The sequence below is a fragment of the Streptomyces sp. NPDC020780 genome (assembly GCF_044334475.1).
In the GTDB taxonomy this organism is placed as follows: domain Bacteria; phylum Actinomycetota; class Actinomycetes; order Streptomycetales; family Streptomycetaceae; genus Streptomyces.
This window is the reverse complement of record NZ_JBIRTB010000010.1, coordinates 92,294-116,541: the sequence shown is the minus strand read 5'-3', so window position 1 is coordinate 116,541 and position 24,248 is coordinate 92,294. Positions and strand designations below refer to the sequence as shown.

The window sequence follows — 24,248 nt, the reverse complement described above, 5'->3', positions numbered from 1 at the left end:
AGACCGCGTCCGCCGCTCACGCCGCCCACCGGGTTCCCTTCCCCATGCAGGCATTTTCCGCGGGTCCGCCTCTCACCGTGCGCGGCCCGGCGGGAGGAGGCCGCCGCGGTGAGACCCCTACCCAGGGCTCATCCCCGGAGCCCGTTCCCCTAGGGGGAGCTCCGTCATTCCGCCCAGGGGCCGTTCCTCCCGCCGGAGGACGTGGGGTGCCGGGGTCGCTCCTTATCGTGTTCTTACACCGCGATCGCAGACCGGACGCGGGCAGACCACAGCGGCCGGGGTGGGGGAAACCCCACCTGAAGACTGCGCTGCGCACCAGCGCGCCGGCCCCCTCCCGCACACGAGACTCGGACCGTACGCAGAGACGTCCGCGCATCCGCCGACATAGGAGACTTACCGTGACAACGGCTGTAACCATTCCCAGGCACGGGGGCACTGGAGGGCGTACGGCCGTCGCCGCGCGAGCGCGCCAGGTCGTCAAGGCGTACGGCGCCGGGGAGACCCGGGTCGTCGCGCTCGACCACGTCGATGTGGACATCGACCGCGGGCAGTTCACGGCGATCATGGGCCCGTCCGGCTCCGGCAAGTCGACGCTGATGCACTGCCTGGCCGGGCTGGACACCGTGACCTCGGGCGAGATCCACCTCGCCGACACCGAGATCACGAAGCTCAAGGACAAGAAGCTCACGCAGCTGCGCCGGGACCGGATCGGCTTCATCTTCCAGGCGTTCAACCTGCTCCCGACGCTCAACGCGCTGGAGAACATCACCCTGCCCATGGACATCGCGGGCCGTAAGCCCGACGCGGGCTGGCTGCACCAGGTCGTGGAGACCGTCGGCCTCGCCGAGCGGCTGAAGCACCGGCCCACCCAGCTGTCCGGCGGCCAGCAGCAGCGCGTCGCGGTGGCCAGGGCACTCGCCGCCCGGCCCGACATCATCTTCGGCGACGAGCCCACCGGAAACCTCGACTCGCGGGCCGGTGCCGAAGTGCTGTCCTTCCTGCGCAAGTCCGTCGACGAACTGGGCCAGACCATCGTCATGGTCACCCACGACCCGGTGGCCGCCTCCTACGCGGACCGGGTGCTGTACCTCGCGGACGGCTCCATCGTCGACGAGATGCACAACCCCACGGCCGACCAGGTCCTGGACCGGATGAAGGACTTCGACGCACGCGGGCGGACGTCATGACCGTCTGGAAGACCTCCCTGCGCAACTTCCTCGCGCACAAGGGACGGATGGCGCTCTCCGCCGTCGCGGTCCTCCTGTCGGTGGCGTTCGTCTGCGGCACACTCGTCTTCACCGACACGATGAACACCACGTTCGACAAGCTGTTCGCGGCCTCGTCGGCCGATGTGACCGTCAGTCCCAAGGCGGCGGGCCGCGCCGACGACATGCCGGAGAACGGCAGGCCCGAAGCGCTGCCCGCCTCCACCGTCGCCCTGGTCGAGAAGGCCGACGGCGTGAAGTCGGCCGAGGGCGGCGTCTCCAGCATGTCCGTCACGGTCGTCGACAGCCACGACACGAACATGGGCTCCGAGACCGGGGCCCCCACGATCGCCGGCAACTGGACGCGCAACGACCTGCGTTCCATGGAGATCGCCTCCGGCCACGCCCCGCGTGGTCCGACCGAGGTCGTGATCGACGCCGACACCGCTGAGAAGCACCACCTGAAGCTCGGTGACGAGCTGCGCACCATCACCGTCACGGGTGACATCCGGGCGAAGATCAGCGGCATCGCCGCCTTCACCGTGACCAACCCCGGTGCGGCCGTCGTCTTCTTCGACACCGCCACCGCACAGCGGAAGCTGCTCGGTGCCCCCGGCGTCTTCAGCCACATCTCGGTCACGGCCGACAACGGCGTCGGCGACGCCCTGCTGAAGAAGAACGTCGCCACGGCCCTGGGCGGCGGAGCCGCGTACAAGCTCCAGACCCAGGACGAGGCCGCGGCGTCCAACAAGGACTCCATGGGCTCCTTCCTCGACGTCATGAAGTACGCGATGCTCGGCTTCGCCGGGATCGCCTTCCTCGTCGGCATCTTCCTCATCGTCAACACGTTCTCGATGCTCGTCGCCCAGCGCACCCGCGAGATCGGCCTGATGCGGGCCATCGGCTCCAGTCGCAAGCAGGTCAACCGGTCGGTGCTGGTCGAAGCGGTACTCCTCGGCATCGTCGGGTCCGTCCTCGGCGTCGGCGCGGGCATCGGCCTCGCCGTCGGGCTGATGAAGCTCATGGGCTCCCTGGGCATGGAACTGTCCGTCGAGGACCTCACCATCGCGTGGACGACCCCCGTGGTCGGGCTGGCGCTCGGCGTGGTCGTGACCGTCCTCGCCGCCTACGTCCCGGCCCGCCGGGCCGGCAAGGTCTCGCCGATGGCCGCCCTGCGGGACGCCGGAACCCCGGCGGACGCGACGTCGGGCCGGGTGCGTGCCGGGCTCGGACTGGTCCTCACCGCCGGCGGCGCCGCGGCCCTGTGGGCGACGACGCAGGCGGACGAGGCGGCCGACGGCTCGCTCCTCCTGGCCCTGGGCGTGGTCCTCACCCTGATCGGTTTCGTCGTCATCGGCCCGCTGCTGGCCGGTGTGGTGGTGCGGGCGCTCAGCGCGGTCCTGCTGCGGTTCTTCGGCCCGGTCGGCCGGCTGGCCGAGCGCAACGCCCTGCGCAATCCCCGGCGTACCGGAGCGACCGGCGCCGCACTGATGATCGGCCTGGCCCTGGTGGCCTGCCTCTCGGTCGTCGGCTCCTCCATGGTCGCCTCCGCCACCGAGGAGCTGGACAGGTCGGTCGGCACCGACTTCATCGTCCAGTCGTCCACCGGCCAGCTCATCGTGCCGCAGGCCGCCGAGGCCATGGAGAAGGTGCCGGGCGTCGAGCACGTCACGCACTACAAGGTCCTCGCCGCGAAGCTCACCAATCCCGACGGTTCGACGGTGGACGAGCACGTCACCGCCGCCGACCCGACGTACCCCCAGGACCTGCGCCGCGAGACGGTCTCCGGTGACCTGGCGAAGGCGTACGGCAAGGACTCCATGTCGGTCGGCTCGGACTACGCCACCCTGCATGGGATCGAGGTCGGCGACGAGCTCACCGTCGCCTTCAAGGCCGGCAGGACGGCCGCGTTGAGGGTCGCCGCGATCACCTCGGACGACACGAACGTCGACCAGGGGGCCATGTACCTCAACACCACGACCGCGCAGGCGTATGTCTCCGACGAGCGCATGCCGACGGACACGATCATGTTCGCCTCGGCGCAGGACGGCAAGGAGAAGGAGGCGTACGCCGCCCTCAAGGGCGCGCTGGCCGAGTACCCCCAGTACAAGGTGCAGAACCAGGCCGACTTCAAGCAGGACCTGAAGGACCAGGTCGGCCAGCTGCTGAACATCGTGTACGGGCTGCTCGCCCTGGCGATCATCGTCGCGGTGCTGGGCGTCGTGAACACCCTCGCCCTGTCGGTCGTCGAGCGGACCCGCGAGATCGGCCTGATGCGGGCGATAGGCCTCTCCCGCCGCCAGCTGCGCCGCATGATCCGGCTGGAGTCCGTCGTCATCGCCCTGTTCGGCGCCCTGCTCGGCCTCGGACTGGGCATGGGCTGGGGGACCTCGGCCCAGAAGCTGCTCGCCCTGGAGGGGCTCGGCGTCCTGGAGATCCCGTGGCCGACGATCCTCACGGTGTTCGTCGCCTCGGCCTTCGTCGGACTGTTCGCCGCGCTGGTACCGGCCTTCCGGGCCGGCCGGATGAACGTCCTGAACGCCATCGCCACCGACGGGTGACGGCGCGCGCCGCAGCATGACGGACTGATCCGGCCCCGGGGCGTTCCTCCAGACGCCCCGGGGCCGCACCGCGTCCCGGCCCGGTCGCCGTCAGGCGGACAGGACCCGCACCTCGTACTGGGGGATCCACTTGTCCCGCGTGACGACGGTCAGGTCCTCCGTCTGCGCCTGGGCGACGATGATGCGGTCGAAGGGGTCCCGGTGGAGCGGGGGGAGCTGTCCGGCGCGTACGCCGTGTTCGGCTGTGATGGGGAGAGGCGTCAGCTGACAGTCGCGGACCCGCTCTGCCAGGTCCGCAGGCCCGCCCAGTTTCCCGGCAGACTGCTTGATGGCGATTTCCCACGGTGTGGCGGCGCTCAGGTACACCGTGGGCTCCGTATCGATCAGGTGCTTGACCTCGTCGACGAGCTCCGGGGAGTCCTCGAGCCACCACAGGGCGATATGGGTGTCGACCAGAAGACGCATCAGCGCATCCCGAACGCTTCGGCGATGTCGTCGGGCAACTCGTCGAAGTCGTCGGGGATGTGGATCTGCCCTCGGAGTGATCCCCGGCCGGTCCGCCGAACCTTCGCGTGCAGCGGCACGACCTTGGCGATGGGCTCGCCGGCTCTGCTGATCACGACCTCCTCACCGGTCTCGACCTGCTGCAGTATCCGCGAGAAGTGGGTCTTGGCCTCGTGCACGTTGTACTGCCGGGCTGCTTCCATGGACGCCTCACAGGATGACGATCGGGCTAAGTAATGGACTAAGGCTAGTCCGCCGCGTCGGCGCGCGCCATGGCGTTCCCTCGCGCGGGTGACACACCGGCGTCGTACGCTGGAGCCCCCGGCCCGTCCCACGTGTCGGGTCCTTCGCGTTGCTCACACCTCGCCACACCGGACGGAATCCCTTCATGAGCCTGCACGGTCTGCTGGATGTGGTCGTCACCGACCCGGCGCTCTCCGGAGCGGTGAAGGCCGCCTCGGACGGTCACCGGGCCCACGTCGACCTGGTCGGCCCGCCCGCCGCCCGCCCCTTCGCGGTGGCCGCCCTGGCCCGCGAGGCCGGGCGGACCGTGCTCGCCGTCACCGCCACCGGCCGCGAGGCCGAGGACCTGGCGGCGGCGCTGCGGACCCTGCTGCCCCCCGACACCGTCGCGGAGTTCCCCTCCTGGGAGACGCTGCCCCACGAGCGGCTCTCACCCCGCTCGGACACCGTGGGCCGGCGGCTCGCCGTGCTGCGCCGGCTCGCGCACCCCCGGCAGGACGACCCCGAGACCGGCCCGGTCTCCGTGGTGGTCGCGCCGATCCGATCGGTGCTCCAGCCGCAGGTCAAGGGGCTCGGCGACCTGGAACCCGTGGCGCTGAGCAGCGGGCAGACCGCCGATCTGGGCGAGGTCGTGGATGCCCTCGCGGCAGCCGCGTACGCGCGGGTGGAGCTGGTCGAGAAGCGCGGCGAGTTCGCCGTGCGCGGCGGCATCCTGGACGTCTTCCCGCCGACCGAGGAGCACCCCCTCCGGGTGGAGTTCTGGGGCGACGACGTCGAGGAGATCCGCTACTTCAAGATCGCCGACCAGCGGTCCCTGGAGGTGGCCGCCCACGGACTGTGGGCACCGCCCTGCCGTGAGCTGCTCCTCACCGACGAGGTGCGGTCGAGGGCCGCCGCCCTGGCCGAGGCCCACCCCGAGCTGGGCGAACTGCTCGGCAGGATCGCCGAGGGGATCGCCGTCGAGGGCATGGAGTCCCTGGCCCCGGTCCTCGTGGACGAGATGGAACTGCTGCTCGACGTCCTGCCGGCGGGGTCGATGACGCTGGTCTGCGACCCGGAGCGGGTCCGGACCCGGGCGGCCGACCTCGTCGCCACCAGCCAGGAGTTCCTCCAGGCGTCCTGGGCGGCCACCGCGGGCGGCGGCGAGGCCCCGATCGACGTGGGAGCGGCCTCCCTGTGGGGCATCGCGGACGTCCGGGACCGGGCCCGTGAGCTGGGCATGATGTGGTGGTCGGTCTCCCCGTTCGCCGCGGACGACGAGCTCGACGAGGACACCGTGAAGCTCGGGATGCGTGCCTCGCAGGCGTACCGGGGCGACACCGCCCGGGCGCTCGCCGACACGAAGGGCTGGCTGGCCGACGGATGGCGCACGGTGTACGTCACCGAGGGGCAGGGGCCCGCCTCGCGCACCGTCGAGGTGCTCGGCGGCGAGGGCATCCCGGCTCGGCTGGACCAGCACGTGGCGGAGCTCACGCCCTCGCTCGTCCACGTCTCGTGCGGGGCCGTGGAGCACGGCTTCGTCGACCCGGGCCTCAAGCTCGCCGTGCTGACCGAGACGGACCTGACCGGCCAGCGCACGGCCACCAAGGACCTGGGCCGCATGCCGGCCCGCCGCCGCAAGTCCATCGACCCGCTGACCCTCCAGGCGGGCGACTACATCGTTCACGAGCAGCACGGCGTGGGCCGGTACATCGAGATGGTGCAGCGCACCGTCCAGGGCGCGACCCGCGAGTACCTCCTCGTCGAGTACGCCCCCGCCAAGCGCGGCCAGCCCGGCGACCGCCTCTACATCCCCACCGACCAGCTGGAGCAGGTCACCAAGTACGTCGGCGGCGAGGCACCCACGCTGCACCGGCTGGGCGGCGCCGACTGGACGAAGACGAAGCAGCGCGCCAAGAAGGCCGTCAAGGAGATCGCGGCCGACCTGATCAAGCTGTACTCGGCGCGGATGGCGGCCCCGGGCCACGCCTTCGGCCCGGACACCCCGTGGCAGCGTGAGCTGGAGGACGCGTTCCCGTACGCGGAGACGCCCGACCAGCTCTCCACGATCGCCGAGGTCAAGGAGGACATGGAGAAGTCCGTCCCGATGGACCGGCTGATCTGCGGCGACGTCGGTTACGGCAAGACGGAGATCGCGGTGCGCGCGGCCTTCAAGGCCGTCCAGGACGGCAAGCAGGTCGCCGTCCTCGTCCCGACGACGCTCCTCGTCCAGCAGCACTACGGCACGTTCACCGAGCGGTACGCCCAGTTCCCCGTCAACGTACGGGCGCTGAGCCGCTTCCAGTCGGACACGGAGTCCAAGGCGACGCTGGAGGGGCTGCGCGACGGCTCCGTCGACCTGGTGATCGGCACGCACCGGCTGTTCTCGTCGGAGACGAAGTTCAAGGACCTGGGCCTCGTCATCGTCGACGAGGAGCAGCGCTTCGGCGTCGAGCACAAGGAACAGCTCAAGAAGCTCCGCGCCAACGTGGACGTCCTCACCATGTCCGCGACGCCGATCCCCCGCACGCTCGAGATGGCCGTGACCGGCATCCGCGAGATGTCGACGATCACGACACCCCCGGAGGAGCGCCACCCCGTCCTCACCTTCGTCGGCCCGTACGAGGAGAAGCAGATCGGCGCGGCCGTCCGGCGTGAACTCCTGCGTGAGGGCCAGGTGTTCTACATCCACAACCGGGTGGAGTCCATCGACCGGGCGGCGGCGCGGCTGCGCGAGATCGTGCCCGAGGCACGGATCGCCACCGCGCACGGGCAGATGGGGGAGAGCCAGCTGGAGCAGGTCGTCGTCGACTTCTGGGAGAAGAGGTTCGACGTGCTGGTCTCCACCACGATCGTCGAGTCCGGCATCGACATCTCCAACGCCAACACGCTCATCGTGGAGCGCGGCGACAACTTCGGCCTCTCCCAGCTGCACCAGTTGCGCGGCCGGGTCGGCCGTGGCCGGGACCGCGGGTACTCCTACTTCCTGTACCCGCCGGAGAAGCCCCTCACGGAGACCGCGCACGAGCGCCTGGCGACGATCGCCCAGCACACGGAGATGGGCGCGGGCATGTACGTGGCGATGAAGGACCTGGAGATCCGCGGGGCGGGAAACCTGCTGGGCGGCGAGCAGTCCGGCCACATCGCCGGGGTCGGCTTCGACCTGTACATCCGGATGGTCGGTGAGGCGGTGGCCGACTACCGGGCGGCGGTGGACGGCGGTGTCGAGGAGGAGCCGCCGCTGGAGGTCAAGATCGAGCTTCCGGTGGACGCCCACGTTCCGCACGACTACGCCCCGGGCGAGCGGCTGCGCCTCCAGGCGTACCGTGCGATCGCCTCCGCCAACTCGGAGGATGACATCAGAGCCGTGCGGGAGGAGCTCACCGACCGTTACGGCAAGCTGCCCGAGCCGGTGGAGAACCTCCTGCTGGTGGCGGGACTGCGGATGCTGGCGCGGGCCTGCGGCGTGGGTGAGGTCGTGCTCCAGGGGCCGAACATCCGTTTCGCTCCGGTGGAGTTGCGCGAGTCGCAGGAGCTGCGGCTGAAGCGGCTGCACCCGAAGGCGGTCGTGAAGCAGTCCGCCCACCAGATCCTCGTCCCGCGTCCGACGGCCGGGCGGATCGGCGGCAAGCCGGTGGTGGGACGCGAACTGCTTTCCTGGACCGGGGAGTTCCTCACGACGATCCTGGGCTCGTAGGGCGGGGCGGCGGCGGCCCGGCCGCCCTGAGGGCTCACGCCCCGGGCGGCCGGGAGCCGCCAGGCCGGCCACCGCCGCACGGGGTGACGGTCCGGCGCTGCCGGCCGCCCGCCGTCGCGGCCGGTTCGGCTGATGCCCGTCTTCCCCGCCCGGCGGATGCTCCCTCTTCCCGGCCGGCTCCCGGCCCGGCGGATGCTCCCTCTTCCCGGCCGATTTCCCCGGGGCCTAACCTGGTCCACTGTGACGCCTCCCGCCGCAAGTCCCCGCCCCCGCCTGCTCCCCGTACTGACACTGGCGCTGACGAGCGCGTTCGGCCTGACCGCGTGTGAGGGGGTGGGCAATCCCCTGGAGTCCTCGCCGACACCGGCAGGCTCGGCGGCCCAGGCCGTCACCACCCTGACGGTGAAGGGCCGGGCGCCGAAGACCGGTTACGACCGGGACGAGTTCGGGTCCGCCTGGGCGGACACCGACCACAACGGGTGCGGGACCCGCGACGACATACTCGCCGACCAGCTCGACGACGTCTCCCGTGCGGCCGACGGCTGCAAGGTGCTCAGCGGCGTCCTGGACCCCGACCCGTACACGGGGACGCGCATCACGTTCGCACGCGGGCGCAGCAAGGTGGACATAGACCACCTCGTCGCCCTGTCCGACGCGTGGCAGAAGGGCGCCCAGCAGTGGAGCGACGGCAAACGCCGGGCTTTCGCGAACGACCTTATGTTGGCGGCATAGATGTCTCACGGTGATGTGTCTCAGGGGCGGGGTGGCCGAGTGTCCAGGCGGTGTCTCACGAGCGGCGTGCTGCATGCCGGCGTTGTACTGGTTGTCGGGGCGGTCCTGGCAGGCTGTACGGGGGAGCTCTCCGGCGAGAGCGGTTCATCAGGCGGCGGCATGTCCGCCAGGTACGGGACGAGTCCCTTGGTCGATCCTGACGGAACCAAACCAGGGCTGGCCCCGATCTCGGCAGAGAAGGACGAGGCGACAGCGCGGGCGCTGATCTCCAAGGTGACCACCAAGGGGAGAGGGCCGAAGACGGGTTACGACCGGGACGAGTTCGGCTACGCGTGGATGGACACGGCGGACGGGGTGCCGCTGTCGCGAAACGGCTGTGACACACGAAACGATCTGCTGAAACTCCACGGTCAGAACATTGAGTTCCGTACCGGTTCCGACTGCATTGTCGTGTCGATGGACCTGTACGACCCGTACACCGGCAAGGACATCGCCTGGAAGAAGGCCAAGGCCACCGAGGTGCAGATAGACCACGTGGTGCCGCTGTCGTACGCCTGGCAGATGGGCGCCGCGCGCTGGAGCAAGGAGAAGCGGCGGCAGCTGGCCAACGACGTGCTGAACCTCTTGCCGGTCTCGGGCTCCACGAACTCCGCCAAGCGGGACTCGGGGCCGGCATCCTGGCTGCCGCCGAACAAGGCGGTCCGCTGCTCGTACGCGGTGAGGTTCGCTCAGGTCGCGGAGAAGTATGAGCTCCCAGTGACGGCCCCGGACAAGGACATGATGCTCAAGCAGTGTGGGGACTGAGAGGAGCCCGATGACCTGGGGAAAAGCCGTCGCTTCCGCGCTGTGGGACGCCTAAGCTCCGTTGCCGTGGCTGATCGCATACAGAAGATCGTGACGGAACTGCCGGGCTTGAAGAGTGTCACCGACGTCTGGAAGGTGGCCGACCGGCGCCTGGCGCAAGGGGACGCCGCCTTCGTCGCGGACCTCGGCATCGCGCTCGCCGGGGCGTACGGCTCCGAGCCCAGACCGATCTGGCAGTACGGGAGCGTCTTCGACCACCTGCTCCGGCTGCTGGCCACCAATCCCGGCCCCGGGAACGTGAGGCAGGCGCTGCGGCTGGTCTCCTCGGCGGAAGCCGCCCACAGGAAGCTGGACCACTACACGGCATCCTTGCTGGCCTCCAGCCACCCGGCAGAGGAACTCACCGAGACGTTCACCGACAACGCCTCCGAGGAACTGCGTGCCTGCCTGGTCCATGAGCTCGTACTCAGGGGCGTCGCAGTCACGGAGACGCCGGGGATCGCAGGGTGGGCGACATCGCCGCACTGGAAACACCATCCTCTGGGTTGGCTCCCGTTGGCGCTGTCGGACATAGAGGGACAGCCGGATCTGCCGAGCTACAGCACCCGGGGCAGCAGCCACTCGATGCCGTACGGCCCGTCGGAGAACGGTCGCGTGGTGGTCGAACGCGGGGCGCACGTGCCGCCAGTCGAGGAGACGACGACCCCAGCCGCTGCCGAGGGCATCAGCGCGGCCGTGGCGAACTGGGCAGAGGAATCGAACGGCCGGATCGAGGCACGAATCTTCGGTCTGGCAGCTCCTCTGGACGCCGAATCGGTACCGAGCGCGTTGCTGGCACTGGGGCTGCAGTGCCTGAAGGGTGCGGGGAGGAAGACCGCCTTCTCGATCGTGGCCTGTCCGCCGGGCCAGGTATGGCGAGTGATCTTCGCAGCCGCCTCCTCGGGAGGGGCCTACAACTCCGGTGCTCGTGGCGCATACGGCCGACTGGCCGCGTGGCAGTCCCTGGCCGGCCTGGCCGGGGCCGCGGAGGGTGCTCCTGCTGAGACGGTCGGGGCACGTGTACGGGAGTGTGCCTGGTACGCCTTCGACGCCGAGACCAAGTGGTTCGAGCGCGTGGCCTGGGATATCGGCCTTGCCTCGGCCTCTCCAGAAGGCCGGCGGCTGGCGGTGCTGGCCGCGACGGACACCGACTGAGCACGGTCCTGCGTGTCGCTCGCGACTGAGGCTTTCACATGGCCGGTTCCTGCGATCGCCTCAGTTGTTTGACCACGTCTGTCCGGCCTCCGTCGAGCTGAGCTTGAAGCCGCCGCGTGTCTGCCTCCAGCTCCACGTTCCTGAGGGCCAGGGCCTGGATCTGGTTCGCGTACGCCGCGACGGTGGCACGCAGTTCCCTGATCTCACCCGCCTTCTCCTTCCGGAGTTCCCGCTCGGACTGTTTCAGGCGTGTGATCTCCTGCCTGAGCTCGTCGGACTCCGGCCGTCTGGCCTCGAGAGAATCGAGAATCCCCTTGATCACCGCGGCGACGGGAGAGCGGTAGTACGAGGCTCGGGAGACGCCGGCTTCGGCGCAGATGTTCACTGCCGACGTGCGGCCGTCGGTGATCTCGGGGCGGCCGAGCATGAGCTGCTCGAAGGCGTGCATGATCTTGTGGTCGATTTCGGTCAGCCCGGGGTTCTCCCGCGTCAGGCGAGCGAAGGCCGTGCGGACGGTCAGGAGGGTGTCGTTCGTGGAATCGGTCATCGTCGGGCGCCCTCGTGGTTGATTTCGGCGATCAGGCGGGTGAGCGTGGCCAGGTGCTCGGTGATGGCCAGTTGCTGAAGCCGTCGGAGGCCGGTGGCCTCGCCCAGTTCGGACTCGGCCATGTCATGCGCCCGCTCCAGGCGGGGCACGTGGACGGCTGAACGGCGTGAGTTGGGACAGGGCATGCACATGTCGAGCATGGGGACGGGGCGTCCCAGCGGCTTGGCTCGCTTGCGACACACAGCCGTCTCCGCCTGGTAGAAGCAGTCGTTCAGCACGCCTGGGTGCAGGGTCTTCGTCAGGTGGTGCAGCAGCGTTCTCAGCCGGGAGGGGCTGGCCACCACACCTGGCAGGTCGCCGAGTTCGGCGCGGATGCGGTCGAACTCGGCCTCGATGCGGTGGGCGGCGCCACCCGCGGAGTGGCCGCCCTCGTTCCAGTCATGGTAGAGGTCCTCGACGTAGTCGAGTTTGGCGACGGCCTCCTCGATGGCGACCTCGTCGGCGAAGCCGGAGGCGGAGGTTCCCGCGTATCCCTCGAACATGGTGATCGCGGCGTGCTTGTACTGGCGGGCACCCGCGACCACGCCGAAGGGCTGGTGTGCGATGTGCCAGGCGAGGGTGCGTCGGAACTGCCTGGTGTCGAAGGCCCAGGGAAGCGTCGTGGGCGCCGGCGCGTCTTCCTCGACCTCGTCCTCCACCGCCGGGGAGCGCTCGTCCGTCGTCGGCAGCGGGATGTAGAGCTCATCCGCCGCGCTGAAGAGCTCGTTGAGGTGGTCGCGGAAGGCTCTGATGCGCCGGGGCATGTTGCTGAGGAGCACGTACCCGTTGCGGCCACCGCCGTCGTAGCCGAAAAGATGGCCGGGGTCGTCGTTGATCTCCCTGAGAACGGCGACGGCCCGGTGCACGACGTCGAGGACTATCCACTCGGCTTCATCCCCGCTGAGCTTGCGGTCCTTCCCCTTGTAGACCCGCCCGCGGAGTTTGTATCGGGGCCGACCGTCGGCACCGGTCTCGATAGTGGCGCAGTCGCGGTCCAGCTCACGAACTTCCACGTCCCGCATCCCCGACAGATAGGCGATGGTGATCCAGCACGCCGTTCGCAGGAAGGACAGCTCGTTCGCCAGAGTGAAGGGGCTGAGTCGTGGGCGCCAAGGCATGTAGGTGGTCGGCCACTCGGACATCGGAGTGTCCAGGCCGCCTTCCTCGTAGCCGATTTCCTCGCCGGCCTGACACATCAGCGGTCGCAGATGTGCGGCGTTGCCGCAGCCGGTCAGAAGGGAGATGAGGCTGTGGTTGGGGCTCTGCGGCACGCCGTCGACGGTGATGGCGTCGGGCACGGTGTGCGCGGTCTCGCGAGGGAGCGCGGGGATACCCCGACCGGCCGCGCGGCGTGCGGCGATGAAGGCCAGAACCCGTTCGCGTGCCTGGCCGTGGCCGCGGTTCTGGCCCTTGCGTGCTGCTTCGAGCGCGGCGATCTCCCCGCAGGCGGTGAGGATGTCGCCGCTGGCCTTCTCCACGTAGAAGACCGCTGCTCGCAGCAGCGGAGCGAGGACCTCCTCGGGGATGCGTGGGGTGGCGTTCTCTCCCTTGATCCGCCGCGCGCCGACGACGGCGTAGGCGCTGCGGCCGTTCCAGGGCAGGACGTTCAGCCGGTCTTGGGACAGGAACGGCCCGTGGGCCGCCAGGTGCTTGAGCAGCGTGACGTTGCGGACGGCGTTGTCCGGGCTGGGCTTCCACCTCGTCAGCACGGCGTCCAGGTGCGTGCGGCCAACGGTGGACAACCGAGGGGCGCCCACCTCTCGCAGACCCTTCATCACGGCGATGAAGACGCGTAGCTCTGCGGCTGCTGCCGTGGCCTTCATGGGGGCCGAGGCCCAGGGAGCCCCGATGGAGGCGGGAGGCGACGTACTCCTTCGCCGTGCGCCGTGTCACCGGATCGCCGATCTGCGTGAAGTCGAGCCGCCACGTCCGCCAGGTGCGGGGCAGCACGCACCGCAGATCCCAGACGTCCTCGTACAGAAGCGGACCCCGGCTCGGCAGCCCCCGCGTGAGCCGCTCCGGGAGCACGTACTCCGCGGCCGAGGACAGGTCGTGATCATCAGCCTGCGGCTTGGGGGCGGCAGTCATGCGATGACCTCCAGGAACGACGGGGGCAGCAGCAGGCGATCGCCGTCGGCCTCGGCGATGGCCTGCGCCGTGGCGATCTGGGGCGTGCTGAAGCGGGCTCGAACACCGTGGACGACACGGTCCCACGCAAGACCGAACCGCGCGGTCCACTCGGCGGCGGAATACTCCTCACGTTGTCGCTCCAGAAAGTCCAGGAAGGACAGCAGACTCGGCAGGTGGCGGCTGGTGAACACCGCGTTCGGGCACTCCAGGCAACCCCAGACCGGGACAGGGCAGGCCGCCCCGGCCTTGCGCGCGAACGGCGAGGCGAAGAAGTTGCGGCAGGAGGCGAGCCATACGTCCTGCTCGCTGGAGAGGGCTGACTCGATCTCCAGCGCGGTCAGTGCGGCCTGGCCGTCGTCAAGCCGTGCGCCGTCGTCCGACAGCACTACAGGTGGTGAAAGCGCCGCGCCGAGCGCCTGTTCAAGTCCCGCCTCCACTGCCTGCTCGTGGGTCTCCTCGTGCGCGCCGATGTCCGCGTAGTGCTTCGCGGCGACCGGCCGGGTATGGCCGGAGGCGAAGTCCTCAAGGACCCCGCCAGCCCGCAGATACTGACGGGACTTGACGGTCTTGCGTACCCGCCGCAGGTCCAGGGCGACCGGCCCGCCGTCGCGGTCGGTGAGGCGGTCGAGCCCATGCCCGGACATCCACTGCCGGCTCACGGCCGAACCCTGCGGACCGTCGAAGGATGCCCGGACCTGCCCGTGACGACCGATGTCGCACCACAGTGCGTCGCTGTCGAACAGCTCACGGGCGCGTTTCGTCAGACGCAGGGCCAGCCGGATCACGCCGCCGGGGAAGCGCAGCGAGCCGCCATCGGTGACCCTGACTGTCTTGTGCGTGGAACCCGGGGCGCGCTTCTTGACGTAGGCAATGCTGACGTAGCCGCGTGCCGGACTCGCCAGACAGTCGGAGCGGAGCTGTCGGAGGCACTCGGGTTCCATGCCCGTCTGGCAGGCGAGCAGAAGCAGGAAAGGCACCAGGTCTCTTGCGGTGAGGTGGAGACGACCGTTGAGTTCCTCTCTTCCACCCCAGGAGCGCAGGATCTTGTACGAGGCGTCATCGGGGGTCAGCGGGCCTTGGTTGGCGATGTACCAGAGGATGTTCTCCAGCCGGTCCCATCCGTGCTGGCGCGGGTCACGGCCCGCGGCCGCCAGCTTCTCGCCCTCCAGGATCCGGTTGCGGATACGGGCGACGTCGTCCCGGGCGGCGGCCTCCAACGCGTCGAGCACCGGGAACGGATACGCGTCGAGCGGCTCCGACGCCCGATGGGCCGACGTCGACGTGAAGCCCAGACGGGCGTGAAAGGCGGCCCCGAAGGCGTCGGGGTGCGCCTCATGCACCAGCTTCAGCAGCCGCACGAGGTACGTCATGGTGAGGTACGGCTCCTTGCTCGTCTCTCCGTACTGAGCGATCAGCCGTGTCTCGAACGCGTCCAGGAGATCGGGCTCCAGGTCGCTCAGACGCAGGTCGGCGGCGGAGTTCGGGAGGGCAGCGGCTGTGAACTCGACGAACTCCCGGATGCGTTTGACGACGTAGCGGACGCCACTGCGGTCACGCAGGGTGCCGGGAGCGCTGACGACTTCAGCGAGAGCGGCGGCCAGGGCTCGGGTGAGACGTGGGCACGGGAGCCCTGACAGGTCGATGCTTTCGGGACTCCCGTTGAGATCCACAGTGAAGATCACGGGCCCGATCGTCGGCACCGGCTCGGCCGCGGCAGGGGACTCGACAGAGCCAGGGAAGCGAACGCGGCGCGGGCTCACCGATCCTCCTCCGCGTCCGAGTGGATCCGCTCGAAGGCGGCGGCCTGTCCGTCCCAGTCGCCGAGCGCCGCGAGCACGATTTCCTGGGCCTCGTCCAGCACGTCGAGGTACGTGTAGACAGTCGCCTCGTGGCGGTGGCCGAGGAGGAGCTGGAGCTTGCGCAGAGGGTTGCCGATGAGCAGGCGTTTCACTTCCGCGTGGGTGAACCGGCGGTCCTCGCGCATGCCGAGGGCCCGGACAGTCTGTCGCAGCAGGAGGCCGAGCATGTGCACCGCGAACGTGTGCCGCAGGGTGTGCGGGTGGACGTTGAAGTCGAGCCCGAACGCCGCGCACCGACCGTTTGCCCGCTGGAAGACCGACTGCCAGGTACTCCTCCGTAGCGGCATACCGTTCTCACCGAGCCACAGACACAGAGGGCCGACCGTGCTTCCTCGGCCGTCGACCTGGACGAGTCGTGCCCGGTCCGCCGCACCGATGCGCGAGTACGACCAGCTCGTTCCGTTCTCGATCACCAGCGCGTGTCGGCTCGCCTGGCGGACTGGTAGCCGCTCCGCAGCCGCTTCGTACACGCCTCGGACGCGCCGCCGCTGCACCAGCTCGTCACGCTCCATGCCGACGTAGTGGTGCAGGTCGCGGGCCACCCGGGGGCGGACGTACACCGTGCGTGCCTTGCCGCGCTTGGCCACGGCCGCCGAGACGGTGATGTCGCCGATCAGGCGCCTGCCGGTCACCGGAGGCAGTTCCGTCGTCAGCAGGCTCGCAGCCTCGCCCAGCCGCATGCCGGTACAGACCAGGAGATCGGCGAAGAGAGCGTTGCGTTCGCTGTTGCGCCCGCGCCACCTGACATCCGGGGAGCCGTCCGGCAACAGCCCGCGCAGTCCGACATCCCGCCAGAGCATGAAGTCCTCGTGCGATAGGAACCGAATCGGCTGCCTGGGTACCTCGGGCTCGGCGTCCGCGTTGACCCGTACGCGCTTCGGTCCCTGCGGCGACACCACGGTCTTGTCGACGTACCGGAACGGCGCGGCCGACAACAACTCCTCGTACAGCGACCACTGCACCCACTTGTCGAGTGCGGCGATGGAACGGTTCCAGGTCGCCACCGAGATGCTGCCCGGTCCATCGCCGTGCAGTCGTACGGCCTTGTAGGCGCGGAGGTCGGCACCGTCCGTCTCCCAGATGGATTTGCCGCCCCGGGACTCGTGGAGGAAGCGGCAGTAGAGCATGACGTCGGTGCTGTAGGCGGTGCGGCTGTTCTCCGATCGCACGCCCCAGTGCTCCAGGTCGCGCAGGAAGCGGTTCAGGTGGTGGTCGTAGCCGCCGTCCGGTCCGAGGATGAAGGGTCTGCCCTCGTCGGCGCCGGCTCGCCGAAGGACCGCGTCCCCGTCGAAGGGAAGTGGGTCGATGGGTGGCGCCCCGAGCGCCGTCCGGTGCAGTAGTACTGGTGCCCCGGAACAGGCGTCCGCTTCTTCTGACTCCATCACGTGCAAGCCACCCTCCCCGTGTGAGACAAGCAGTACGCGCACATAACGGGGAGATCGATGAGACAGTTACGGGTGCCGACATAAACGACCCGCTCAATCTGGTGGCCGCCGACTCGTCCACCAACCGCCGCAAGGGCGACGGGGACACCGCGACGTGGCTGCCGCCCAACAAGGGCTACCGCTGCGCGTACGTGGCGGGGCAGGTCGCGGTCAAGAGGAAGTACGGGCTGTGGGTGACCGCCGCCGAACGGGACGCGATGACGGAGGTGCTGTCCGGCTGCCCCCGTCAGAAGCTCCCTACGGGCGGCAACCCGACCGACTCACCCGCCCGTTGAGCGATGCCGGAGTGTCCGCCGCCCGGTCGGCGGTGCGTGGCCGGGGAGTGTGCTGCGGCGGCCGCGTGAACACGGGGCGCGTGTGGACGTGGCGGCTGACGGCCGTGGTCGTGAACGTGCTGCTCGGGGTGCCGGGCGTCGTTCCCCTGTGGCTGGTGTGGTATTTCCTGTCGAACGGCCCGCTCGCGGACGCCGGCTGGACCGTCCGGGAACCGACGGAGAACGACGGCATGCTGCTCTGGCTGGTCATCGTCGTGCCGGTGGTGGCGGCGTTCGGGATCGTCCGGTGGCTGGTCAACGAGCCGCTGCGGCGCAGGGCCGCCCTGGCCCCGCGCTTGTACCGGGCCGGCGGCGTGCTTCTGACCCTTCTGCCGACGGGCGTGCTTCTCGCCCGCACCTGAGGGCGGTCCCGCAGGTTCCGGCACCGTTCCGCCCCCGGCCCGATCCGGCCTGCCCCGGCCGAAGACCCCACGGGTCAGGTGGGGGAACAGCACATGGCGTCGTGGGGACGAACGGACGGGGCCGTGGCCTCCAGGCCGCCCTGGTGGGCGGGCCGGGTGCCACGGCGGGCTCCCGGGCCGATCCGGAAGCGGTCCTCGTCCTTCGGCCTGTCAGAGCTTCAGCTCCCACTGGCTGGCGTCCCAGTCGAAGCCCGGGCCGACCTCCACGGTCAGGTTCCCGGCGTCGGCCGGAGCGTCGAAGGCGTACTCGGCGGTGATCTTCCTGCCCGGCAGGACAGTGCCGGTGAAACCTTCCCCGACCTTGCCGTCGAAGATCTGCTCCGCGTCCACGCCGCCCTTGCCAGCACGCGCCTCCAGCGTGACGAGCGTCGCGTCGAACTTCTCCTTGCCCTTGTTCTCGATGACCACCGAGACCAGGTAGGCGGTGTTGCCCTTGGTGTGCCCGGCCGCGAACTCGTCCGGCGTGTAGGGGGCGGGGGCGTTGACGGTGACCTCCAGGCCGTCGTCGTACACGGCCGAGTCACCCTCCTCCAGGGCTTCGTCCTTGGGGGCGTCCCCGCCCTTCGCGCCGTCCTTCGCCGTGCCGTCCGCGTCGCCCGGCTTCGCCGAGGCCGAACTGCCCGACACGGACTTGTTGATCTCGTCCACCGCGTCGTCCACGGCCTTGAACGTGATGACCACGCCGACCACCGCGAGGACCAGCGAGACCAGGCCCAGGACGGCGCCGAAGGTGGCCACGCCCTTGTTGGTCGCCTCGCCGCGCTTCGCCCGGCCGCGTCCGGCCAGACCCAGGACGAGGGCGATGACGCCGAGGACGCCGGCCAGCCAGAAGAGCAGCGGGATCAGCCCGGAGACGGCGCCGATGATGCCGAGGACGAGGGCGGCGATGCCGAGGCCGTTGCGGGCGGGGCGTTCGCCCGGCACCTGGGCGGGGGCGTAGGGCTGCTGGGGCTGCGGCGGCTGCGAGAACTGGGACATGGCTGTGCCCTTCGGCGAAGAACGGGGAGTGTGAGCGGTTCTGTACGCCACCTGTTGCGGCGACGAGTCAATAAGACCAGAGCCTGTGAATCGAGTCAACACAGTTCACGCGGAAAGTGGCATGCTTGGCTGTGAACCGGAGCGGCCTCCGTCAGTCGGTATGCTCACCGGCACGACGGATCGACTCACGACGGATGTACTGGGGAGACAGTCAGTGCCGGAGAACCCGACAGAGGTGACCGCCGCGGGAATCGCCCGGCTGGCAGGGGTGGGGCGGGCCGCCGTCAGCAACTGGCGCCGGCGTCACGCCGATTTCCCCCGTCCGGTCGGCGGCACCGACACCAGTCCCTCCTTCTCCCTCCCCGAGATCGAACAGTGGCTGCGCGACCAGGGAAAACTCGCCGAGGTCCCCCTGCGCGAGCGGGTCTGGCAACAACTGGCCGGACATCCGGAGGGCGCCGTCGCCGCACTGATCCACACCGGGTGCGGCCTCCTCCTCCTCAGGGACAGGCCGACCGCCTGGCTGGAGATCACCGCGGTATCGGACGCCCGGATGGCAGGGGTCCTGCCGGGCGCCCTGGACGACGTGCTCACCGCGTACTTCGGACCCGGAGGTGTCGTCCGGACCCCCACCGCGGTCGCGCTCCTGCCGTCCGTCCCGCTCCTGCGCGCCGCCGCCGACCTGGCCGCGGGAAGCGGCGTCCGGCAGGCCTTCGAGTTCCTGTTCGGCCGCCAACTCGATGCCAACCCGCGCCAGTACACGCTCACCCCCCCGGGCCTCGCCGCACTGATGGCCGCCCTCGCGGAGCCCGCGAACGACCGGAACGGCGGCGAACGGCCCTCCCGGACGGTCCTCGACCCCGCCGCCGGGACCGGGGCCCTGCTACGCGCCGTCGGAGGGCCCGCGGCGCTGTACGCCCAAGAGGCCGACCCCGACCTGGCCGCCCTCACCGCCCTCCGCCTCGCCCTGCACTCCGAGGGCACCCGGACGGACGGTCCCCGCCTCGCCGTACGCAGCGGCGACACCCTGCGCACCGACGCGTTCCCCCAGCTCACCGCGGACACGGTGCTCTGCCACCCGCCGTTCAACGAGCGCAACTGGGGTCACGACGAACTCGCCTACGACCCACGCTGGGAGTACGGCTTCCCGGCCCGCACGGAGTCCGAACTCGCCTGGGTGCAACACGCCCTGGCCCATCTCGGCGCGGGCGGTACCGCGGTCCTGCTGATGCCGCCGGCCGCCGCCTCCCGCCGCTCCGGACGCCGTATCCGCGCCGACCTGTTGCGCCGGGGAGCGCTCCGGGCCGTCATCGCCCTCCCGGCCGGTGCCGCACCCCCGTACGGCATCCCGTTGCACATCTGGGTCCTGCGCAAGCCGGGCGCCGAACCTCATCCGGCGCCCGAACTGCTCGTCGTCGACAGCGCCGGACCCGCCGAACCACCAGGGACCACCGCCCCGTCCGGCCGTGACCGGCCGGACTGGCAAGCGGTGCGCGACGCGGTGCTCGGCGCATGGACCGCATTCGACGCGCCCGGCCGGCGTGAACCCGTGGAGGGACGCCCCGGGACCAGCCGCGCCGTCCCCGTCATCGAACTCCTCGACGACGACGTGGACCTGGCCCCCGCCCGTCACCTGCCGCCCCCCGCCACCGGCGGAGGTGCGGCCGAGCTGACCCGCGTACGGGAACGGCTCGACGAGACCCTGAGGCTGACCGCCCGGCTCACCCCGCCGGCCCCCGCGCCCACCGAACCGGCCCGCCGGCCCCTCACCACGGTCGGCGAACTGGCCCGCGCGGGCGCCCTGCAGCTGCGCACCGGATCCGGATCCGGCGGCCCCGCGGCCCCCGTCCTGACCGAACACGATGTCCTTGCCGGTACCGCCCCGAGTGGCACACCCGCAACCTCGACGGCCGCCCAGCCGGACGACGAGCCGTTCCTCCTGGAAGCCGGCGACGTCGTCGTGCCCGTACTGGGCGGAGGCTCGGCCACCCGGGTCGTCGACGACGCCACCGCCGGGGCGGCTCTCGGCCGCAACCTCCAGGTCCTGCGCCCCGATCCGGCCGCTCTCGACCCCTGGTTCCTCGCCGGGTTCCTCCGCGCCACCGCCAACAACCGGCAGGCCAGCAGCTACGCCTCCACCGCGACACGGCTGGACGCCCGCCGGCTCCAGGTGCCGCGGCTGCCCCTCGCCGAACAGCAGCGGTACGGCGAGAAGTTCCGGGCGCTCGCCGCCTTCGAGGACGCACTGCGGACGGCGGGCCGCCTCGGCGGGCAGCTGGTCCAGGGGATGTACGACGGGCTCACGGACGGCACGGTCTCCCCCAAATGACCTGAACCACAACGATCGCGCACAACGGGGAACGGCTTGCCGTACCGGTGTATACGCTCACTGCACCTGTTCGACCACGCCTTCCCAGGAGCAGCACATGCACGGCTACGGCTATCCGCCGCAGCAGCCCGCACGCCGGCCGTCCCCGGCAGCACTGATCGCGCTGCGGGTGGTCTTCGTGGCACTGGCCCTGCTGAGCTTCGGGTTCCTGTCCTGGGCGGCGCTCCTGCGGCTGGCGCTCGTCACCCGTAAGGGACGGGACTGGGCCCTGCTGGCGCTGGTGGTCGTGTGCAACACGGCCATGTTCGTCCACATCGTCACCACGCCGGACAACCAGGAGGAGCTGACGGACGCGCAGGCGCTCACGTTCCTCGGCTGGCTGGTCTGCACCGTGGCCGGCACGGTCACCTATTACCTCTACACCGACATCCGGCACTTCGGCCGGCCCGGCGGGTCCGGAGGCCACGCCCCGTACACCGGGTACGTGCCCCCACGGGCCCCGGCCGCGGGCATCCCGGCGCCCACCCCCGGCTACGGCTACCCGCCGTCCCCGCCCGTCCCCGCCCGGACGCCCGCGCCGCCGCCCCCACCCACCGCGCCGCCGTCCCCGACGCCCCGGCCCGCGACGCCCCAGCGCATCGACCAGGTGCGTGCGGAGCTCGACGAGCTGAGTGACTACCTCCGCAAGGAGGGCGACAGCCGGTGAACGGCCGCGTCATCGCAGGACGCTACGAGCTGGCGACCCTCCTCGGCCAGGGCGGCATGGGCCAGGTGTGGACGGCGTACGACCAGCGCCTGGACCGCCGGGTCGCGGTGAAGCTCCTGCGCCCCGACCGGGTCACCGGCCCCTCGGACAGCGCCGCCGCGGACGAACTGCGCCGCCGGTTCGTCCGCGAGTGCCGGGTCACCGCCCAGGTCGACCATCCCGGACTGGTCACCGTCCACGACGCGGGGAGCGACGGCGACGACCTCTACCTCGTCATGCAGTACGTGGAGGGCGCCGACCTCGCCGACCACCTGGCCGAACACGACCCCTACCCGTGGCCCTGGGCCGTCGCGGTCGCCGCACAGCTGTGCGCCGTGCTCTCCGCCGTGCACGCGGTGCCGATCGTCCACCGGGACCTCAAGCCGCGCAACGCGATGGTCAAGCCCGACGGCACCGTCACCGTGCTGGACCTGGGCGTCGCCTCCGTCCTGGACTCCGACACCACCCGCCTGACCCACACAGGGTCGCCGATCGGCTCGCCCGCCTACATGGCCCCCGAACAGGCGATGGGCGGCGCCGTCGGCCCGTACACCGACCTGTACGCACTCGGCGTGCTCCTGCACGAACTGCTCAGCGGCGACGTGCCGTACGCCGGCTCCACGGCCCTCGGCGTGCTGCACCGCCATCTCTACGAGCCGCCGCTCCCGGTCCGCCACCTCAGGCCCGAGGTCCCCGAGCCGCTGGAGGCGCTCGTCCTGCGGCTCCTCGCCAAGGACCCGCAGCACCGCCCGGCCTCCGCCCAGGAGGTGTACGAGGCGCTGCGCCCCCTGTTGCCCACCCGGGGCGCACCGGCCGGCCCCCTCGACCCCACGCGCCCGTTCCTCCGGCCGCAGGCGCCTTGGCCCGACCGGGTGGCCGTCCCGTCCACCGGTCCGGTCCGCGCCCAGCAGCCGCCCGTGGCCGCCGGCAGCTCCGCGCCGCCCACCCGGCCCGATGTGGTGAAGGCGGTCGACGAGGTGAAGCGGCTGCTGGGCGAGGGCCGCATCACGCAGGCCGTGGACATCCTGGGCGGCATCCTCCCGGCCGCCGCCGCGGAGCACGGCGAGCGTTCCCCGGTCGTCCGCGTCCTGCGCAAGCAGTACGCGGCCACGCTGATGGACGACGGGCAGTACCGCCGCGCCCTGCCGGAGCTGCGCCGGCTCGCCGACGACCGTACGGCCGAAGCGGGCGCGGCCGACGCCCAGACCCTGCAGTTCCGCTACGACGCCGCCCAGTGCCTGGAGCAGCTGGGGGAGCCGGCCGCCGCGCTCGCGGAGTACCGCGCCCTCCTTCCGTACTACGAGACCACCTCCGGCGCCGTCATCGCCGACCACGGCCGGGCCTACGACATCCGGCACCGCATCGGCCATCTCCTGCTCGCGGTCGGCGACCACACGGCGGGCCGCGCCCAGTTGGAGGCACTCCTGTACGACACCGAGCGCGCCTACGGCCCCCACCACCCGCTCCCGGCCGAACTGCGCCGCCAACTGACCCACCACCAGGGACTGCGCGGGTCGTTGTGAAGGAGAGGCCGGCCGGGAAGGGCGACACGGACCGGGGACGCGTCCTCGGCCCCCACACCGACGGGTCCGGAAATCGTTGGTCGAAGTGGTGGCCCGAATCACGTCCGCTGCCTAACATCGATCACCGCAAGGCTTTGTGCACTGATGCACAAACTCTCCCCGGGAGGCTCCTTTGCACCGCCGTCGTCGCACCGCGCTCGCCCTGTCCGCCGCCACGCTCGTCGCGGCGCCGCTCCTGACCGCCTGCGGCGGCGAGGCCCACCCCGGCGCCGCGGCCGTGGTCGGCGGTGACCGTATCGCGGTGTCCACCGTTCAGGCGCAGACGGCGGACGTGCGCGGGGCACAGCAGGCCTCGGCCCGGTCCGCGGAGCTCGAGAAGTCCTCCGGGCAGCTCACCCGGGTCAAACTGTCCAGCCTGATCTTCGGCCGGGTCCTGGACCGTGCCGCGCAGGACGCCGGAGTGAGCGTGAGCCGCAAGGAGATCCAGCAGACCCGCACGGCAGCGGCAGCGCAGTCCGGCGGGGACGAGGGCCTGCGGACGATGATGCTCGAGCAGCGGTGGGTCGCTCCCGGGCAGATCGACGACAGCCTCCGCCAGGAGGTGCAGCTCCCGAAGCTGGCGCAGGCGCTCGGCGCCGACCTGCAGAGTCCGGCGGGGGTGCGGACGGTCGGGCAGGCGCTCACCAAGGCGTCGAAGGCCCTGCACATCGACGTCAATCCGCGCTTCGGCACCTGGGACGACGCGAAGGTCCAGCTCAGCACGGTCAAGGTCCCGTGGCTCAACCAGGTCACCACGTTCCCGGACCAGCAGCCCGAGACGAGCGCCTGACGCCGGGAACGCGGTGGTACGGCGGCGGGTGTTCCGTGTGGCAAGGTAGGCCGGTCATGCGCGCTGAGCCGTGCACAGTCCCGAGAGGTCACAGCCCTGGTGGGGTGCGGTTTCGGGCGCAGTTCTCCGCTCTGCTCGCCGCACCGTACTTTCGGCCCACCTCAGGGAT

Annotated in this window: 17 protein-coding genes and 2 pseudogenes; 12 read left to right on the top strand and 7 right to left on the bottom strand. The window is 70.7% G+C overall.

All coding sequences use genetic code 11. The features are described from left to right. Window positions 1-398 precede the first annotated feature (398 nt). A complete protein-coding gene (locus ACH4VO_RS20740; RefSeq protein ID WP_360987239.1) occupies window positions 399-1,187 on the top strand; it encodes an ABC transporter ATP-binding protein in 789 nt (262 codons plus the stop codon). Continuing rightward, window positions 1,184-3,766, top strand: a complete 2,583-nt coding sequence (locus ACH4VO_RS20735; RefSeq protein ID WP_360987241.1) for an FtsX-like permease family protein — start codon at window positions 1,184-1,186, stop codon at window positions 3,764-3,766. The genes ACH4VO_RS20740 and ACH4VO_RS20735 overlap by 4 nt, the downstream gene beginning before the upstream one ends. 90 nt (window positions 3,767-3,856) lie before the next feature. On the opposite strand, the gene ACH4VO_RS20730 is transcribed toward ACH4VO_RS20735, so the two are convergent. Beyond that, on the bottom strand, window positions 3,857-4,231 hold the full coding sequence (locus ACH4VO_RS20730) for a type II toxin-antitoxin system VapC family toxin (RefSeq protein ID WP_360987243.1): 375 nt from the start codon (window positions 4,229-4,231) through the stop codon (window positions 3,857-3,859). Then, window positions 4,231-4,473, bottom strand: a complete 243-nt coding sequence (locus tag ACH4VO_RS20725) for a type II toxin-antitoxin system prevent-host-death family antitoxin (protein WP_360987245.1) — start codon at window positions 4,471-4,473, stop codon at window positions 4,231-4,233. Before ACH4VO_RS20725 ends, ACH4VO_RS20730 begins: the two co-directional genes overlap by 1 nt. Window positions 4,474-4,658: 185 nt before the next feature. Here ACH4VO_RS20725 and mfd point away from each other — a divergent pair, with 185 nt between their 5' ends. The 4 genes and pseudogenes from mfd (at window position 4,659) to ACH4VO_RS20705 (ending at window position 10,919) form a co-directional block, all read left to right on the top strand. After that, window positions 4,659-8,189 carry a transcription-repair coupling factor gene (gene mfd, locus ACH4VO_RS20720; protein WP_360987247.1) on the top strand — a complete coding sequence of 1,177 codons (3,531 nt, stop codon included), beginning with the start codon at window positions 4,659-4,661 and terminating at the stop codon, window positions 8,187-8,189. A gap of 240 nt (window positions 8,190-8,429) precedes the next feature. After that, window positions 8,430-8,903: pseudogene (locus ACH4VO_RS20715) on the top strand (HNH endonuclease family protein); the annotation flags it as partial. A gap of 177 nt (window positions 8,904-9,080) precedes the next feature. Beyond that, window positions 9,081-9,725: an HNH endonuclease family protein gene (locus ACH4VO_RS20710; RefSeq protein ID WP_360987249.1), complete on the top strand. Its 645-nt coding sequence runs from the start codon at window positions 9,081-9,083 to the stop codon at window positions 9,723-9,725. 66 nt (window positions 9,726-9,791) lie between these two features. After that, window positions 9,792-10,919: a DUF6183 family protein gene (locus ACH4VO_RS20705; RefSeq protein WP_360987251.1), complete on the top strand. Its 1,128-nt coding sequence runs from the start codon at window positions 9,792-9,794 to the stop codon at window positions 10,917-10,919. Between the two features lie 34 nt (window positions 10,920-10,953). Here the strand turns inward: ACH4VO_RS20705 and ACH4VO_RS20700 are convergent, their stop codons facing one another. The 4 genes from ACH4VO_RS20700 to ACH4VO_RS20685 form a co-directional block, all read right to left on the bottom strand. Beyond that, complete coding sequence (locus ACH4VO_RS20700; RefSeq protein WP_360987253.1) at window positions 10,954-11,466, bottom strand: hypothetical protein; 513 nt, start codon at window positions 11,464-11,466, stop codon at window positions 10,954-10,956. Beyond that, window positions 11,463-13,328 (bottom strand): hypothetical protein, encoded by a 1,866-nt coding sequence (locus tag ACH4VO_RS20695; protein ID WP_360987255.1) that lies wholly within the window; start codon window positions 13,326-13,328, stop codon window positions 11,463-11,465. The genes ACH4VO_RS20700 and ACH4VO_RS20695 overlap by 4 nt, the downstream gene beginning before the upstream one ends. A 261-nt stretch (window positions 13,329-13,589) precedes the next feature. Further along, window positions 13,590-15,317 (bottom strand): hypothetical protein, encoded by a 1,728-nt coding sequence (locus ACH4VO_RS20690; protein ID WP_360987257.1) that lies wholly within the window; start codon window positions 15,315-15,317, stop codon window positions 13,590-13,592. Window positions 15,318-15,391: 74 nt separating this feature from the next. After that, window positions 15,392-16,876 (bottom strand): tyrosine-type recombinase/integrase, encoded by a 1,485-nt coding sequence (locus ACH4VO_RS20685; RefSeq protein ID WP_360987259.1) that lies wholly within the window; start codon window positions 16,874-16,876, stop codon window positions 15,392-15,394. An 86-nt stretch (window positions 16,877-16,962) separates the two neighbouring features. Here ACH4VO_RS20685 and ACH4VO_RS20680 point away from each other — a divergent pair. Together ACH4VO_RS20680 and ACH4VO_RS20675 are read left to right on the top strand one after the other, a co-directional pair. Beyond that, window positions 16,963-17,214, top strand: a pseudogene (locus ACH4VO_RS20680) (HNH endonuclease family protein); the annotation flags it as partial. 65 nt (window positions 17,215-17,279) lie between these two features. After that, window positions 17,280-17,615, top strand: coding sequence for a hypothetical protein (locus ACH4VO_RS20675; RefSeq protein WP_360987261.1), 336 nt, complete (start codon window positions 17,280-17,282; stop codon window positions 17,613-17,615). 210 nt (window positions 17,616-17,825) lie between these two features. Here ACH4VO_RS20675 and ACH4VO_RS20670 read toward each other — a convergent pair whose 3' ends face one another. Next, window positions 17,826-18,653 (bottom strand): DUF4190 domain-containing protein, encoded by an 828-nt coding sequence (locus tag ACH4VO_RS20670; protein ID WP_360987263.1) that lies wholly within the window; start codon window positions 18,651-18,653, stop codon window positions 17,826-17,828. A gap of 214 nt (window positions 18,654-18,867) precedes the next feature. Between ACH4VO_RS20670 and ACH4VO_RS20665 the strand changes: the two genes are divergently transcribed. The 4 genes from ACH4VO_RS20665 (at window position 18,868) to ACH4VO_RS20650 (ending at window position 24,079) form a co-directional block, all read left to right on the top strand. Further along, window positions 18,868-20,982 carry an N-6 DNA methylase gene (locus ACH4VO_RS20665; protein ID WP_360987265.1) on the top strand — a complete coding sequence of 705 codons (2,115 nt, stop codon included), beginning with the start codon at window positions 18,868-18,870 and terminating at the stop codon, window positions 20,980-20,982. A 97-nt stretch (window positions 20,983-21,079) separates the two neighbouring features. Beyond that, window positions 21,080-21,688, top strand: coding sequence for a hypothetical protein (locus ACH4VO_RS20660; RefSeq protein WP_360987266.1), 609 nt, complete (start codon window positions 21,080-21,082; stop codon window positions 21,686-21,688). Beyond that, the gene (locus tag ACH4VO_RS20655) at window positions 21,685-23,250 is read left to right on the top strand and encodes a protein kinase (RefSeq protein WP_360987268.1); all 1,566 of its coding nucleotides are present in this window, start codon (window positions 21,685-21,687) and stop codon (window positions 23,248-23,250) included. The genes ACH4VO_RS20660 and ACH4VO_RS20655 overlap by 4 nt, the downstream gene beginning before the upstream one ends. Window positions 23,251-23,422: 172 nt before the next feature. Beyond that, a complete protein-coding gene (locus ACH4VO_RS20650) occupies window positions 23,423-24,079 on the top strand; it encodes a SurA N-terminal domain-containing protein (protein ID WP_360987270.1) in 657 nt (218 codons plus the stop codon). Window positions 24,080-24,248 lie beyond the last annotated feature (169 nt).

What these genes read in the sequence shown, in the direction of transcription:
- ACH4VO_RS20695 (WP_360987255.1), bottom strand. Translation starts at nt 13,328, where the DNA reads ATGAAGGCCACGGCAGCAGCCGCAGAGCTACGCGTCTTCATCGCCGTG.
- ACH4VO_RS20700 (WP_360987253.1), bottom strand. Translation starts at nt 11,466, where the DNA reads ATGACCGATTCCACGAACGACACCCTCCTGACCGTCCGCACGGCCTTC.
- ACH4VO_RS20685 (WP_360987259.1), bottom strand. Translation starts at nt 16,876, where the DNA reads ATGGAGTCAGAAGAAGCGGACGCCTGTTCCGGGGCACCAGTACTACTG.
- ACH4VO_RS20710 (WP_360987249.1), top strand. Translation starts at nt 9,081, where the DNA reads ATGTCCGCCAGGTACGGGACGAGTCCCTTGGTCGATCCTGACGGAACC.
- ACH4VO_RS20730 (WP_360987243.1), bottom strand. Translation starts at nt 4,231, where the DNA reads ATGCGTCTTCTGGTCGACACCCATATCGCCCTGTGGTGGCTCGAGGAC.
- ACH4VO_RS20725 (WP_360987245.1), bottom strand. Translation starts at nt 4,473, where the DNA reads ATGGAAGCAGCCCGGCAGTACAACGTGCACGAGGCCAAGACCCACTTC.
- ACH4VO_RS20660 (WP_360987266.1), top strand. Translation starts at nt 21,080, where the DNA reads ATGCACGGCTACGGCTATCCGCCGCAGCAGCCCGCACGCCGGCCGTCC.
- mfd (WP_360987247.1), top strand. Translation starts at nt 4,659, where the DNA reads ATGAGCCTGCACGGTCTGCTGGATGTGGTCGTCACCGACCCGGCGCTC.
- ACH4VO_RS20735 (WP_360987241.1), top strand. Translation starts at nt 1,184, where the DNA reads ATGACCGTCTGGAAGACCTCCCTGCGCAACTTCCTCGCGCACAAGGGA.
- ACH4VO_RS20670 (WP_360987263.1), bottom strand. Translation starts at nt 18,653, where the DNA reads ATGTCCCAGTTCTCGCAGCCGCCGCAGCCCCAGCAGCCCTACGCCCCC.